This window comes from Microbacterium sp. NPDC058021, from assembly GCF_042885955.1.
Lineage (GTDB): Bacteria > Actinomycetota > Actinomycetes > Actinomycetales > Microbacteriaceae > Microbacterium.
Map to the genome: position 1 here is coordinate 58,332 of NZ_JBHVRF010000004.1, position 14,429 is coordinate 72,760.

Annotated in this window: 11 protein-coding genes; 6 read left to right on the forward strand and 5 right to left on the reverse strand. The window is 71.3% G+C overall.

The genetic code is table 11. From position 1 onward, the window contains the following. Position 1: 1 nt before the first annotated feature. The 4 genes from ACFVR6_RS09520 to trpS all read left to right on the forward strand — a co-directional run bounded on the left by ACFVR6_RS09520 (position 2) and on the right by trpS (position 4,001). Positions 2–778 (forward strand): succinate dehydrogenase iron-sulfur subunit, encoded by a 777-nt coding sequence (locus ACFVR6_RS09520; RefSeq protein ID WP_386961846.1) that lies wholly within the window; start codon positions 2–4, stop codon positions 776–778. Between the two features lie 68 nt (positions 779–846). Next, the gene (locus ACFVR6_RS09525; protein WP_386961849.1) at positions 847–2,046 is read left to right on the forward strand and encodes a YihY/virulence factor BrkB family protein; all 1,200 of its coding nucleotides are present in this window, start codon (positions 847–849) and stop codon (positions 2,044–2,046) included. A gap of 57 nt (positions 2,047–2,103) precedes the next feature. After that, positions 2,104–2,952 carry an exodeoxyribonuclease III gene (locus ACFVR6_RS09530; protein ID WP_386961852.1) on the forward strand — a complete coding sequence of 283 codons (849 nt, stop codon included), beginning with the start codon at positions 2,104–2,106 and terminating at the stop codon, positions 2,950–2,952. Positions 2,953–2,996: 44 nt separating this feature from the next. Beyond that, positions 2,997–4,001, forward strand: a complete 1,005-nt coding sequence (gene trpS, locus ACFVR6_RS09535; protein ID WP_386961855.1) for a tryptophan--tRNA ligase — start codon at positions 2,997–2,999, stop codon at positions 3,999–4,001. Positions 4,002–4,384: 383 nt separating this feature from the next. Here trpS and ACFVR6_RS09540 read toward each other — a convergent pair whose 3' ends face one another. Then, entirely contained in the window at positions 4,385–5,245 is an 861-nt protein-coding gene (locus tag ACFVR6_RS09540; protein WP_386961856.1) for an endonuclease domain-containing protein, read from the reverse strand. A 208-nt stretch (positions 5,246–5,453) separates the two neighbouring features. Here ACFVR6_RS09540 and ACFVR6_RS09545 point away from each other — a divergent pair, with 208 nt between their 5' ends. Next, positions 5,454–6,017: a GNAT family N-acetyltransferase gene (locus tag ACFVR6_RS09545; RefSeq protein ID WP_386961858.1), complete on the forward strand. Its 564-nt coding sequence runs from the start codon at positions 5,454–5,456 to the stop codon at positions 6,015–6,017. A 67-nt stretch (positions 6,018–6,084) separates the two neighbouring features. Continuing rightward, positions 6,085–6,957, forward strand: coding sequence for an Fpg/Nei family DNA glycosylase (locus ACFVR6_RS09550; RefSeq protein WP_386961861.1), 873 nt, complete (start codon positions 6,085–6,087; stop codon positions 6,955–6,957). 6 nt (positions 6,958–6,963) lie between these two features. Here the strand turns inward: ACFVR6_RS09550 and glpK are convergent, their stop codons facing one another. The 4 genes from glpK to ACFVR6_RS09570 all read right to left on the reverse strand — a co-directional run bounded on the left by glpK (position 6,964) and on the right by ACFVR6_RS09570 (position 14,360). After that, positions 6,964–8,505: a glycerol kinase GlpK gene (gene glpK, locus ACFVR6_RS09555; protein ID WP_386961863.1), complete on the reverse strand. Its 1,542-nt coding sequence runs from the start codon at positions 8,503–8,505 to the stop codon at positions 6,964–6,966. Beyond that, positions 8,490–10,214: a glycerol-3-phosphate dehydrogenase/oxidase gene (locus ACFVR6_RS09560; RefSeq protein ID WP_386961866.1), complete on the reverse strand. Its 1,725-nt coding sequence runs from the start codon at positions 10,212–10,214 to the stop codon at positions 8,490–8,492. Before ACFVR6_RS09560 ends, glpK begins: the two co-directional genes overlap by 16 nt. A gap of 2 nt (positions 10,215–10,216) precedes the next feature. Further along, positions 10,217–12,910: a glycoside hydrolase family 2 protein gene (locus ACFVR6_RS09565; protein ID WP_386961869.1), complete on the reverse strand. Its 2,694-nt coding sequence runs from the start codon at positions 12,908–12,910 to the stop codon at positions 10,217–10,219. A 76-nt stretch (positions 12,911–12,986) separates the two neighbouring features. Then, entirely contained in the window at positions 12,987–14,360 is a 1,374-nt protein-coding gene (locus ACFVR6_RS09570) for an extracellular solute-binding protein (RefSeq protein ID WP_386961871.1), read from the reverse strand. Positions 14,361–14,429: the final 69 nt, after the last annotated feature.

Below are 14,429 nucleotides of genomic sequence, written 5' to 3' on the forward strand. Positions count from 1 at the left end.
CATGGCCGCAACAGCGATCGCCGCGTCGGACGCTCCGGTGGCCGAGGAGGCCGCCCCCGACACCGGCATCCAGTCGTTCCTCGTCACTTTCATCATCCGGCGTTTCGACCCCGAGAAGGACACCGAGCCGCGCTGGGTGGACTACGACGTGGAGCTGTACTCCACCGACCGCGTCCTCGACGCCCTCCACAAGATCAAGTGGGAGGTCGACGGGTCGCTGAGCTTCCGTCGCTCCTGCGCGCACGGCATCTGCGGCTCCGACGCGATGCGCATCAACGGCCGTAACCGCCTGGCCTGCAAGACGCTCATCAAGGACCTCGACATCTCCAAGCCGATCTACGTGGAGGCCATCAAGGGCCTGCCGCTGGAGAAGGACCTCATCGTCGACATGGAGCCGTTCTTCGCGTCGTACCGCGAGGTGCAGCCCTTCCTCATCGCCGGCACCAAGGCGGAGCCCGGCAAGGAGCGCATCCAGACGATCGCGAACCGCGAGATCTTCGACGACACCACCAAGTGCATCCTCTGCGCCGCGTGCACGTCGTCGTGCCCGGTGTTCTGGACCGACGGGCAGTACTTCGGCCCCGCCGCCATCGTCAACGCGCACCGGTTCATCTTCGACTCGCGCGACGACGCCGGCGACGCGCGTCTGGACATCCTCAACGACAAGGAAGGCGTGTGGCGCTGCCGCACCACCTTCAACTGCACCGAGGCGTGCCCCCGTGGCATCGAGGTCACCAAGGCCATCGCCGAGGTCAAGCAGGCGATCCTGCGCAAGTAGTCCCACCGCGCGCTGTACGAGGGCGGATGCTGCGACCTGCGGCATCCGCCCTCGGTACGCTGGGGCGCGTGAGCGACTCCGACCGGGACCGGCCCGCCGACGAAGCGCGCGACACGTCGTGGCGCGCGCGGTGGGACGACTCCGCGCTGCGGGGCCGACTGGACGAGCCGATCGAGCACGCCACCGCCCTCACCCGGCGGACGATGAAATGGTTCCCCGTGCGGGTGTGGCGCCACTTCCTGCGGCACAACGGGTTCCTGCTGGCGGCGAGCATCAGCTACCAGTCGCTGTTCGCCATGTTCGCGGTGCTGTACTCCGCGTTCGCGATCATCGGCATCTGGCTGGGGGGCAGCAAGCGCGCCATCGACGCGCTCATCGCGGTCGTCAACTCCTACATCCCCGACCTCATCTCCGCCGAGGGCCTCGTCACCCCGGAGGAGGTCACCGATGTCGCCCGCTCCAGCGCCAGCGCCCTCGCGGTGACCGGTTCCGTCGCGCTGCTGGTGGCGATCTGGACCGCGATCGGCTTCGTCACCTACACCCGCCGCGCCGTACGCGACATCTTCGGGCTCCCCTTCGACAGCCGCAGCTACCTGCTGCTGAAGGCGCGCGACTTCCTGGCGGCGGCCGGCTTCGGCATCTCACTGGTGCTCGGCGCGGGTCTGGGCGCACTGGCATCCGGTGCCGTGAATCTGCTGTTCGAGGTGATCGGGTGGGACACGTCGACCTGGGTCTCGGTGGCGAGCCGCGTGGGGTCGATCCTGGTGGCCTTCGTGATCAACTCCACCGCGCTCGCGCTGCTGTTCCGCTTCCTCGCCGGCGCCTCGGTGCCCTGGCGGACCATCTGGCCCGGGGCGCTCCTGGGCGGCGCCGCGATCGGCGTGCTGCAGCTGGGTGCCGGTCTGCTGCTGGTGTACACCCCCTCCAACCCGCTGCTGGCGACCTTCTCGGCCTTCATCGCGTTCCTCGTGTGGTTCCGGATGATCGCGATCGTGATCCTCGTCGCGGCGTCGTGGATCGCGGTGGTCGCCGCCGACCAGGACATCCCCCTCACCCACACCACCGAGGAGCAGCGCCGCGCGGCGGAAGCGCGGGCGCTGGTGGTCGCCGCCGAGGTGCGGCTGCGCGAAGCGGTCGCCGCGCGCGAGAAGGCGCCGTGGTGGCAGGTGTGGCGGGCCGACCGCAATGTGCGGGCCGCCGAGGACGACCTCGCCCGCGCCCAGGCGGGGGCGACCGCCGACCCGGAACGGCCCCGCCTGCTGGACTGAGCACCGGCGTCGCGGCCGAGTCGGTCGGTGTCGGTGCGGCTGGTTAGGCTTTTCGTCGTGCCCCGAACCCTCCGCATCGCCTCCGTCAACGTCAACGGCATCCGCGCCGCCGCACGCAAGGGCATGCAGCCCTGGCTCGAGACGGCGGGGGTGGACGTGCTGACCCTGCAGGAGGTGCGCGCGGAGGCCGCCGACCTCGCCGCTGCACTGCCGGGCTGGCACGTCGTGAACGACGAGGCGCTGGCCAAGGGCCGCGCCGGCGTCGCGATCGCCGCCCGCTCGCCGCTGGAGGTGTGGCGCACCGACCTCGGCGACGACACCCTGGATTCCAAGGGCCGCTGGGTCGAGGCCGAGATCGACATCGACGGCGAGCGGCTCACCGTCGTCAGCGCCTACGTGTTCACCGGCGAGGCCGACACCGACAAGCAGGTCGCGAAGTACGCCTTCCTCGACGCGATGGAAGCGCGCATGCCCGCACTGGCATCCGACGGCTCCCTCGCCGTCATCACCGGTGACCTCAACGTCGGGCATCGCGAGTTCGACATCCGCAACTGGAAGGGCAACGTCAAGAAGGCGGGCTTCCTCCCCCGAGAGCGGGCGTACTTCGACCGATTCGTGGGCCCCGCGGGTCGGCCGGTGACCGGAGTCGACGGCTCCACCGGGACGGGGCTCGGGTGGGTCGACGTGGGGCGCACCTTCCACGGCGAGGTGGACGGCCCGTACACGTGGTGGTCCAACCGCGGCAAGGCGTTCGACAACGACACCGGGTGGCGCATCGACTACCACCTGGCCTCCCCCGCCCTCGCGGAGCGGGTCGTGGACTACCGCGTCGTCCGGGCACCCTCGTGGGACACGCGCTGGAGCGACCACGCGCCGGTGATCGCCGACTACACGATCGGGTCCTGACGGCGGCGGCGGGAGCGGTGGCATCCGCTCCCTAGACTGGAGGGGTGACCAAACCCCGCCTCTACTCCGGAATGCAGCCCTCCGCCGATTCGCTCCAGATCGGCAACTACATCGGCGCGCTCATGCAGTGGCGCGATCTGCAGGAGTCGTACGAGGCGTTCTTCTCGGTCGTCGACCTCCACGCCCTCACTCAGCCCAACAACCCGTCGGAGCTGCGTGAGAAGACCCGCCGCACCGCGGCCCAGTACATCGCCGCGGGCATCGAGCCGTCGCGGTCGACGCTGTACGTGCAGTCGCACGTGCGCGCGCACGCGGAGCTCGCCTGGATCCTCTCCACCATCACCGGGTTCGGCGAGGCGGGGCGGATGACGCAGTTCAAGGACAAGTCGCAGCGCTACGGTGCCGACTCGGCCTCGGTGGGCCTGTTCACCTACCCGATTCTCATGGCGGCGGACATCCTGCTGTACCAGACCGACATCGTGCCGGTCGGCGATGACCAGAAGCAGCACGTCGAGCTCACGCGCGACCTGGCCGAGCGGTTCAATTCGCGGTACGGCGAGACGTTCCAGGTGCCGATGCCGGTGATCCAGAAGGACACCGCCCGCATCTTCGACCTGCAGAACCCGACGGCGAAGATGTCGAAGTCGGCGGAGTCCGACGCGGGCGTGCTGTGGCTGCTGGATGACCCTGCCGTCTCGGCGAAGAAGATCATGCGGGCCGTCACCGACAGCGAGGGCGCGGTGCGCTACGACCGCGAGAACAAGCCGGGTGTGTCTAACCTGCTCGTGATCTATGCGGCTCTCACCGGCCGGCAGATCGCGTCGATCGAGGACGAGTACGCCGGGCGCGGCTACGGCGACTTCAAGAAGGGTCTCGCCGAGGTCGTGGTGAACGAGTTCGGTCCGGTGCGCGAGCGCGCGCTGGAGCTGCTCGACGACCCCGCCGAACTCGACCGGGTGCTCGCAGCGAACGCGGCGCGCGCCGACGAGGTCGCCGACCGTACGCTCGCCGACGTCTACGACAAGATGGGCCTGCTCCGCCGGGTCTGACCGCCGTCGCCGCCGCCCTCGACACTGCGCCGCCCCGGGGCGCGGTGTCGGGGGACGGTGTTCGGCGTGTCACAACTCAGCCCGCCGCGACCCGCGTCGTCCGCGTGCGCGCGCGATCCCGGGCCCGCGCGCGCACGCATCCGGCTGGCGGACTGAGTTACGGCACGCGCCACCGCGGCTGCCGAACGGGCCGGAATCCACCTCCCCGGACCGGAACTCCGCCTCCCCCGGCCCTTCCCTTCCACCCCGGCCGGGACCGCGGCCGCGGCCCTCAACCCGAGAGACCCGGCCCAGCGGGTCACAACTCAGTCCGTTAGCGCGGACGCGGCCCTCTCGCCCGCCACGACGGCCTTAGCGCGCGGGCGGACTGAATTGCGGCACGTCTATCGCGCGCATCCCGCATGCGCGGCGAGCAGCCCTCGCAGTGCGGCCACCACCTCTTCCGGGTGGTACAGGATCTGCGCCGCGGTGAATCGCGTGCAGACATAGCCGAGCGTCGCCAGCCTCAGGTCTCTCCGGCGGTCGGTGACCTGCTGCGCCCACCCCTCGTGGAACTCCTTGCCGTCGCACTCGACGACCAACCAGCCGTCCAGCAGCAGGTCGACATATCCCACGCCGTCGAAACGCACCTGCAGTTCCACCCGGCATCCGAGCGACCGCGCCATCAACCGAACGAGGGTTTCCGGCCCCGATTGCGCGCGCCCGTCCACGAGGTCGCGAAGGACGCCGAACCGGGCAGGCAGCGCGCCGAACACCTCCGCGAGGTCGGCGACGGCGATCACCCCCGTGTTGAGCGCGCTGTCGATGGAGGCGACGGCATGGCGAGCCGGCTGGCATCTGATGGCCTGGACGAGCGCGTCGACCACCCCGACGCACGCCCGGTTCGCCTCCTCGGCCTGCAGCAGTGGATGCCAGTGGAGACGAGCACGTCGCACGCCCGGTGGCCCCAGCCGACGGCCAGGATCCTCGGGCGATCGCAGCCGGCTCGACCCTCTCGCGATGTGCACGTGCGTGACGGCATTGGCCAGGACGAAGACTCCGAGGAGCTGCAGCAGGCTCACGCAGGCGAGGCGACCGCCGACGCGGACCGCCTCACGCAGCGCCGGCGGCGCGTCTGAGCGCAGGTATCGGTCGCGCCGCGCCCGGATCAATCGCCCGGCTGCGACCTCGCCGCGCAGCCCTCGCCGCGACATCCCTGCAGCCAGCAGCTCCGCGCGCGTCGCGCACTCCCAGACTCCGAACATGCCGACACCGTGGCAGCCCGGCCGCATCGCCCGCGGAACCGATACGGGCATCCGTGGACGGATCGGGGCCTGTCGGCGGGTGGGGAGGAGTCGGCAGCCCGTGCCGTAACTCCGCCGGGACCGCCGGGGCGGCACGACCGCGTGCCCGGCGCCGCTCGGCGCGGGGCCGCGGGACTGAGTTGCGGCACGGCGCGGTTAGGCTCGAATGATGCAACCGGTCACCCTCCGCACGTCCCGCCTCGAGCTGTCGCTTCCCACTCCCGCGGATGCCGACGCCGTCACCGCGGCCGCGCAGGACCCGGAGGTCCCCCGCTGGACCACCCTGCCCTCCCCCTACGAGCGCGCGCACGCCGATGACTTCATCACCAAGGCCGCCCAGTGGTGGGAGGCCGAGACCGAGCTGACGTGGGCGATCCGCCTCGACGGCCGCTGGATCGGCATGGTCGGGCTGCAGCACCTCCACATGCGCGGCGACGCCGAGATCGGGTTCTGGATGGCCGCAGAAGCACGCGGCGCCGGCTACCTCGGCGAGGCCGCGCGCGCCGTCATCGACTTCGCGTTCAGCGATGCGGTGGGCCTGAAGCGCCTGGAGTGGCAGGCGATCGTCGGCAACATCCCCTCCGCCCGCACCGCGCGCTCGCTCGGCTTCCGCTACGAGGGACTGATGCGCCAGAAGCTCGTCGACCCGCGCGGCCGCCACGACGGCTGGGTCGCCGGCCTCCTCTCGACCGACGACCGCACTCCGGTGGACTGGCCGATCCTGGCCGTCTGACCCGCACGGCGCCCGGCGCACCGCGCCCACCCGCGCCGGCCCGACCGGTTCGTGCCAGGATGCCGGTATGCCCGAGATGCCGGAGGTGCAGGGACTGGTCGACTTCCTCGGCCGGCGCACGCGCGGGCTGCGCGTGACGAAGGCGACGGTGACGAACATCGCCGCGCTGAAGACGTACGACCCGCCCGTGGAGGCGCTGAAGGGCGCCGAGATCCTCGGCGTCACCCGCCACGGCAAGTTCGTCGACCTCACCGCCCGTGCCGACGACGACGAGCTGCACCTCGTGTTCCACCTCGCCAAGGCCGGCTGGCTGCGCTGGTACGACGCACTGCCGGCCACCGTGATCAAGCCCGGCCGCACCCCGATCGCGCTGCGGGTCGGCTTCGACGACGGTTCCGGCTTCGACCTCACCGAGGCGGGCACCAAGAAGTCGCTCGCGGTGTACGTCGTGCGCACGCCCGCCGATGTCCCCGGCGTCGCGCGCCTGGGGCCGGACCCACTGGATCCCACGTTCGACCGCGACGCGTTCGCCGCCCTGCTGGCCGGCCGCCGCACCCAGATCAAGGGGGTGCTGCGCGATCAGTCGATCATCGCGGGGGTGGGAAACGCCTACTCGGACGAGATCCTGCACGCCGCGCGCATGTCGCCCTACGCCCTCGCGGCGGGCCTGGACGACGCCGAGGTCGACAGCCTGTACCGGGCGCTGCGGGAGACGATCGCGGATGCCGTGGCGACGGCATCCGGAAAGCCGCCCGCCGACCTGAAGGATGCCAAGCGTCGCGGGATGCAGGTGCACGGTCGGCGCGGCGAGGCCTGCCCCGTGTGCGGCGACGAGGTGCGGTCGGTGTTCTTCGCCGACAACTCGCTGGAGTACTGCCCGACGTGTCAGACGGGCGGCAAGATCCTCGCCGACCGGCGCCTGTCGCGCCTGCTCAAGTGACCGCGGTCACTCGTCGGTGCCCATGAGGATGCGCGCGTCCTCATCGACCCAGTCGAACGACTTCGTCACGGCCTTGCGCCACAGCCGGTAGCGACGCTCCCGGTCGTCGGGGTCCATGCGCGGCTCGAACCGCACGTCCTCGCGCCAGTGCTCGCGCAGCCGGTCGCGATCGGACCACACCCCGGTGGCGAGGCCCGCGGCGTACGCCGCACCCAGGGCCGTCGTCTCGACGATCTGCGGGCGGACCACGGGGATTCCGAGGATGTCGGCCTGGAACTGCATCAGCAGGTCGTTGCGGGTCATGCCGCCGTCCACCCGCAGCTCCTCCGGCGTGACGCCGGTGTCGGCGGCGACCGCCTCGACGATGTCGCGCGTCTGGAAGGCGGTGGACTCCAGCGCCGCCCGGGCGATGTGGCCGGCCGTGATGTAGCGGGTCATCCCGACCAGGGCGCCCCGGGCGTCGGAGCGCCAGTACGGCGCGAACAGTCCGGAGAAGGCGGGGACGAAGTAGGCGCCGCCGTTGTCGTCCACGGATGCCGCGAGGCGCTCGACGTCCTTGGAGCGTTTGATGAGCCCGAGGTTGTCACGCAGCCACTGCACGAGCGAGCCGGTCACCGCGATGGAGCCCTCCAGCGCGTACCGGGCCGGCTCGTCGCCGCACCGGTAGGCGACGGTGGTGATGAGGCCGTGCTGGGAGCGGACGAGCTCGGTGCCGGAGTTGACCAGCAGGAAGTTGCCGGTGCCGTAGGTGTTCTTCGACTCGCCCGCGTCGAACGCTGCCTGGCCGAAGGTCGCGGCCTGCTGGTCGCCGAGGATGCCGGCGATGCGCACACCGCGGGCGATGGCGGGCACGGAGACCTCGCCGACGACCTCGGACGAGGAGCGGATCTCGGGGAGGATGGCGCGCGGGATGTCCCACACCGCCAGCAGCTCGTCGGACCAGTCGAGGGTGCCGAGGTCCATGAGCAGCGTGCGGCTGGCGTTGGTGACGTCGGTGACGTGGATGCCGCCGCTGCTGCCGCCGGTGAGGTTCCAGATGAGCCAGGTGTCGGGCGTGCCGAACATGACGTCGCCGGCCTCGGCCGCCGCCCGCACGCCCGGGACGTGCTCGAGGATCCAGGCGATCTTCGACGCCGAGAAGTAGGTCGCCAGCGGCAGTCCGGTCTGATCGGCGAAGCGCTGGCTGCCGGCGTCGGACTGCGCGGCGAGCTCGTCGATGCGCCGCTGCGTGCGCGTGTCCTGCCAGACGATCGCGTTCGCCACCGGACGCCCGGTGCGGCGGTCCCAGAGCATCGCCGTCTCGCGCTGGTTGGTGATGCCGATCGCCGCGATGTCGCGGGCGCTCAGCCCGGCACGGAACATCGCCGAGGACAGCACCCATTCGGTGTTGGTCCAGATCTCCATCGGATCGTGCTCGACCCAGCCCGCGCGCGGGAAGATCTGCTCGTGTTCGCGCTGGGCGGTGGTGACGATGGCACCGGCACCGTCGAACACGATCGCCCTGGTCGAGGTGGTCCCCTGGTCGATCGCGATCACATGGTCGGCCACGGCGTCTCCTCGCTCTGGGCTGCGGGCTCGGCGGCGCGGACGGCCGCCAGGCCGCGTTCGGTCTCGTGCGCCGTGCGCTCGGCGTCCCAGCCGAGCACGGGCGCGATGGTCTCGGCCACCTCCCGCGCGGCATCCGGGGTGACGGCGCCGACGAAGGCGAGGCTCGTGCGACGCAGGAGCACGTCGTCGAGGTGACGGACGTCTTCGGATGCCGCGAGGTGGCGCAGCTCCGCCGTGCTGTACTGCGGGGCGCCGTCGAGCGGCCTGTCGTCGGGATCGGCGAGGATCGCCTCGATCACGTCCGTCGCCACCGTGCCGTAGCGCGACAGCAGCCGGTCGACCCGGTCGGTCGGCAGGGTGCGGGCGTGACCGTCGACCCACTGCACGCGGGCTCGCTGGGTGCTCGGGAAGCCGGCGCCGCCGCCGATGGGGACGCCGCGGGTGGAGCGACGGCGCGACGAGCCGAGGTGGCTCAGCACGGTGTCCGCGAGACGCTCCGCCGATGCGCGGAACGTGGTCCACTTGCCGCCGACGAGGCTGAGGACCACGGCGCGGGTGCCCGGGACCTCGGTGGCGTCGATGCGGTAGTCGCGTGACACGAATCCGGGGGCGACGTCGTCGTGGCGCGGCAGCGGGCGCACGCCCGAGAACCGGTAGACGATCTGCGAGCGGTCGACCCGGATGTCGGGCAGCACCTGGCGGACGAGGCCGATGAAGTAGTCGACCTCCGCCTCGGTGCACACGATCGGCTCGCGCATGTCGTGCTCGAGGTCGGTCGTGCCGATGAGCACGCGTCCCTTCAGCGGGTAGATGAGCACGATGCGCCCGTCCTCGTTCTCGAAGAACAGCTCGCGCCCGCCGGTGGCCTCCAGCAGCCGGGGGTTGTCCACCACGATGTGCGACCCCTTGGTGCCTCCCATCCGCAGGGCGACGTCGCCCAGCGCGGCGTTGGTGAGATCGACCCAGGGCCCCGTGGCGTTGACGATGACGGATGCCGTGAAGCGGAGCTCCTCGCCCCCCATCTCGTCGCGCAGGATCACGGCGCCGTCGGCCGCGCCGACCGCGGCGGTGTAGTTGGCCGCGCGCGCCCGGTCGCCCCCGGCCCGCGTGCCGTCGCGCAGCACGTCGATCGCGAGCCGTTCCGGGTCGTGCACCGAGGCATCCCAGTAGGTCGCGGTGTACTTCACCTTCGGGTTCAGATCCGGCAGCTCCGCCAGCGACCGCGTGCGGCCGAGGAAGGCGTGACGCGGCACCTGTCCCCCGCCGCGCGAGAACGAGTCGTAGATGACCAGGCCGATCTTGATGAGGGCGGCGCCGCGCTCGCGCGGCTTGCCCTTGCCGTGGCGGAGGAACCGCAGCGGCGCCGACAGCAGCCCCGAAAAGGTGGTGAAGATCGGGATGGTCGTCTGCAGTGGGCGTACGTAGTGCGGTGCGATCTTCAGCAGCGAGTTGCGCTCGGTGACCGCCTCGTGCACGAGCCGGAACTCGCCGTTCTCGAGGTACCGCACGCCGCCGTGGATCATGTGCGACGACGCCGCCGACGCCCCGCTGATGTAATCGGCGCGCTCGACGAGGGCGACATCGACGCCCTGCATGGCGAGGTCACGGAACGTCGCCAGTCCGTTGATCCCTCCGCCGAGGATGAGGACGTCGGCGTGGGGCCGCGCGGCGAGCGCGGCGAATCCGATGTTTCCGTCTGCCCGAGTCATGCTCACGTCTCCTCTTCGTCGGCGCTCTGTCCACCCTCGCATGGTTCGCCGCGGCCGGTCGCGTGTGCGCCGGCCGCCGCGCCGAGCATCGCCCGGCCGACCGCCGTTGCAACGGGTACGGCTGCGGCCTCACGCAACCGGAGGGTCGTGACGGTGACGGCGCCCTCGCTCCATCGGATCGTCACGGTGCTGGCAGCGGTGCCGCGCAGCCAGCCGGAGAAGATGCCGGAGTGCACCACCGCCGGGCGCAGCGGGCCGGGGATGCCGCTGATGACCCGGTCGCCGAGCAGGTCCTCGAACGCGATGCCGAGCACCGCGTCGCCCGGGACCTCACCGAACGCACCCGTGCGGTCGAGCCACTCGGTGCGCGGCACCCAGTCGCCGTCGCCGGCGCGCGGGACCAGCCGCGCGGAGGGGAGGTAGTCGAACGCGTCGTCCAGGGCGTCGTCATCCTCCGCGAGGAGGAGCACCCGACCACCGGCGGCGGCGTGGTGGCGCGCCGGCGCGGTGAAGCGGCGCGTGACGTGCAGGGCGTCCGGGTCGCCTGGGTCCGCGAGGTCGCCGACGCCGAGTCCCGCCAACCACGCCGCGACGGCAGGGTCGTCGGTCGTGCAGCGCACCCCGGGGGCCGCCGGGGGCGCGACGACGATCAGCTCTGCGCTGTCGCGGGCGACCACGGTGCCGCCCACGACGAGCTCGACCGCGATCTCGTACGCGCCGGGCTCCGCCGGGAGCGCGACGTCCGCCTCGATCACGGCGCGTCCGTCGCCCACCTCGCCGAGGTCGCGGGGGGCGGAGGCGCCCACCGTCAGGCGAAGCCGGCCGCTGCCGAGGCCCTGCGGGCCGGGCACCGTCGTGACGGCGACCTGCACCGTCTCACCCGTGAACGCGCTGTAGGCGGCCGGGCGCAGCGCGACCGCGTGCTCACCGTTGACGAGGGCGTAGTCCGCGGTGTGGAGCTTCGGCCGCCGGTTCATGTCGAACAACCCGTTCGCCTCCCACTGCACGTCGCTGAGCTGGGTGAGCACGTAGCCGCGGATCTCGGGGTGGAGGCGGATGCTGGTGGTCTGGTACCGGTTGGCGACGGACTGCGCCCGCTGCAGCTGGGCGACCAGGCCCTCCCACGACCCGAACACGGCCGCAAGGCCCAGCGAGGCGAAGCGCTCGCGCAGCCCGGTGGCATCCGCCGCACCGAAGGCCCACCCGCTTCCGAGCGAGAACCACCACGGCTCGCGGCCATCGACGTATTGGTCGTGCGCGTGAGGGAGACCCCAGTTGCCGAACTCCGACAGCATGAGGGGCTCGGCGCCGGTGCGCACCGCGTCGCCGTGCGGGGAGAAGGTCCAGTCCGGACGGCCCGCGAACTCGGCGATCTTGTCGTCCCATTCGCGCCGGGACTCCGGGATGCCGCGGTAGAGGTGGTAGTCGTCGACGTCGGTCTGCAGGTGGAAGTTGGGTGCGCAGGCGGAGTTGTCCACGACGACCGATCCGGCGAGCTCCGCGCGGAACTCCTCGAACATCCCCCGCAGCCAGGTGCGCTGCACACGCTCGGCCAGATCGATCCCCCACGACTCGTTCATGATCGTCCACATGACGATGGCGGGGTGGTGGCCGTCTTCGGCGATGATGTCGTGCAGCAGGGCACGCCCTTCCGCCGCGACCTCCCGGGTCCATGTCATCCAGCTGGGAAGCTCCGTCCACACCAGCATCCCGAGCCGGTCGGCGATGTCGTAGTAGCGCGGGTCGGGTCGTTTGATGTGCACGCGCAGCATGTTGAAGCCCAGTGCCCGGGTCCCGCGCAGCAACTGCTCCCACGCGGCCAGATCCGCTGCCGCCGGTTGCGAGCCGGGGTGGTAGTCCTGGTCGAGCACGCCGCGCACATAGATCTCACGGCCGTTCAGCCGGAAGACGCCGGCCTCGGCGGTGAACTCGCGGAAGCCGGTCCGGCGCTCCACGGCATCGACCACGTGGCCGTCCTCGCGCACCTCGATCCGCACGTCGTAGAGCACCGGATCGTCGATGTCCCACCGCACGACCTCGGCGATCGGCACGACCGTGCGGTAGCCGCCGACCGAGCGCTCGAGCTGCGCGGCCGCAACCTTCTGCCCGTCCCGGGAGATGACCGCGTGCACATCGGCGTGGTCGTGGACCGCCGGGGAGACCGCCGCCGCGACGGTGATCGTCGCCGCCGCGACGTCCGCGCGCACGCTCACGCGACCGAGGTGCGCCTCGTGGCGGTCCTCGATGGCGACCGACTGCCAGATGCCCGCGGTCGTTCCGTACCAGGACTGCTTGCCCAGCGGCCGCTCCAGGAAGCCCCACTCGCCGCCGTCACCGACCCGCGGGGGGTACGACACCGTCACCTCGAGGGTGTTCTCCCCCGGCCGGAGGGCCTCGGTGGCGTCGAGTTCGAACGGCAGCCAGGCACCTTCGTGCGCACCGAGCTCGACGCCGTTGAGCACCACGACGGCGCGATGGTTCACCGCGTCGAACCGCAGCACGTACCGGCGGGCGGGTCCGCCGAGGGGATGCCAGTCGAACCGCCGCTCGTAGCGCACCGTCTCGTGGGAGTCGCCGAAGCCGGGGATCTGCGCCGTCCAGGCGCCGGGCACGGACACCTCCGAGGTGCCGCCGCCGGGCAGGTGGAGTGTCCACGTGCCGTCCAGGCTGGCGCGGCGACGAGGGTGCGATGACATGGGGGTCCTTCCGGGAAGATGAGGGATGCGGGGCCCGCCAGGGCGGACCCCGCATCGGGACGGGCGTCGAGGCCCGTCAGTCCAGCTGCTGCTCCACGCGGCTCTGCGCCTCGCCGAGGGCTGCGGCGACGTCCTTGCCGTTGAACCAGACCTCCTCGAGCTGCGTGTGGATGAGGTCCTTCACGGCCGTCCAGTTGTCGATCTGCGGCACGAAGCGGATGGCATCCAGCGCAGTCGACGTGTAGAACTCGCGGTTGGGCGCTGCCTGGTAGGCCGCCGACTCGACGACCGAGACGCGCGGGGCGATGTGGCCGGTCGCCACCGCCCAGACGTCGGTGTTGTCGTACAGGAACGAGGCGAACTCAAGGGCTGCCCGGTAGGCCACCGGGTCGTCGTCACGCTGACGCGGGAGCACCCACATGTGCGACGAGGCCCAGACTGCCGGCTCGCCCATGAGCGCCGGGAAGTCGGCGACGGCATAGCCGAACGGCGCCGTGGCAGCGTACTCGTTGACGACCCACGTGCCGTTGACGAGGATCGCGGACTTGCCGTCCTTCCACTCGTCGATGGAGCCGGCGTAGTCGGCGTCGGTGTGGATGTAGCCGCCCTCGATGAGCTCGTTCATCAGCTCCAAGGCCGCAGCGGCCTCGGGGGTGTCGATCTGCGCTTCGCCGTCGGCAGAGACGACGTCCGACCCCTGCTGACGCACGAGCGAGTAGAACATGCGCCAGGCCATGTCGTCGTTCGCGACGCCCAGTGAGAACAGGTAGGTGCCGGTCTTCTCCTTGACCGCGGCCGCCATCTCCAGCAGCTCGTCGGCGGAGGTGGGCATGATCGGTCGCCCGTCCTCGCCCATGTACCCGGCGGCGCCGAGGATGTCGGTGTTGATGTGGGCGAGGATCGCGTGCGAGTCGAACGGCACCGCGTAGGTGTCGCCGTCGTAGACCACCGAGGACTGCGCCTGGGTCGTGCTGTCGGACAGGTCGATGCCGACCGCCTCGGCGTCGAAGGCCAGCAGCTGGTCGCGCTGGGCGTAGTCCGACATCGAGTAGTCGTGCAGGTTGGCGATGTCGGCGGGCTCGCCGCCGGCGACGGAGGCGTTGAAGGCGTCGTAGTAGGAGTGCCAGTCCGCCCCGCCGAGACGCTCGACGGTGATGCCGTACTCGTTCTCGTCGTTGAACTGGTTGGTGAGGATCTGGATGGCCTCGCACTCGCTCGCGGCCAGCGAGGGGTCGGTCACGCCCTGCGTGGTCTCCTCGCAGTCGCCGAACATCCGCGACATGGTGATCGTGACGCCGTCGAGCTGGTCGTCTGTGACCGCCGCGATCTGCTCGGTGAGGTCTGCGGCCGCGTTGCCGCCCTCGGTGCCGGTGCCGGTGCCGCACGCCGTCAGCAGCAGCGCCGCTGCCGTCAGCGACGCGGCAGCGCCGGCGATCTTCTTCTTGTGCATGTGTTTCCTCTCTGTGGTGGACGTGGTGTCCAGGACGGCCGCGAGCGCGGCCGGGTTCGGGTTCCCGGT

Bases quoted from the DNA above. Each gene is read 5' to 3' on its own strand.
- ACFVR6_RS09550 (WP_386961861.1), top strand. From the start codon at position 6,085: ATGCCCGAGATGCCGGAGGTGCAGGGACTGGTCGACTTCCTCGGCCGG.
- ACFVR6_RS09565 (WP_386961869.1), bottom strand. From the start codon at position 12,910: ATGTCATCGCACCCTCGTCGCCGCGCCAGCCTGGACGGCACGTGGACA.
- ACFVR6_RS09540 (WP_386961856.1), bottom strand. From the start codon at position 5,245: ATGTTCGGAGTCTGGGAGTGCGCGACGCGCGCGGAGCTGCTGGCTGCA.
- ACFVR6_RS09520 (WP_386961846.1), top strand. From the start codon at position 2: ATGGCCGCAACAGCGATCGCCGCGTCGGACGCTCCGGTGGCCGAGGAG.
- ACFVR6_RS09560 (WP_386961866.1), bottom strand. From the start codon at position 10,214: ATGACTCGGGCAGACGGAAACATCGGATTCGCCGCGCTCGCCGCGCGG.
- ACFVR6_RS09545 (WP_386961858.1), top strand. From the start codon at position 5,454: ATGCAACCGGTCACCCTCCGCACGTCCCGCCTCGAGCTGTCGCTTCCC.
- ACFVR6_RS09570 (WP_386961871.1), bottom strand. From the start codon at position 14,360: ATGCACAAGAAGAAGATCGCCGGCGCTGCCGCGTCGCTGACGGCAGCG.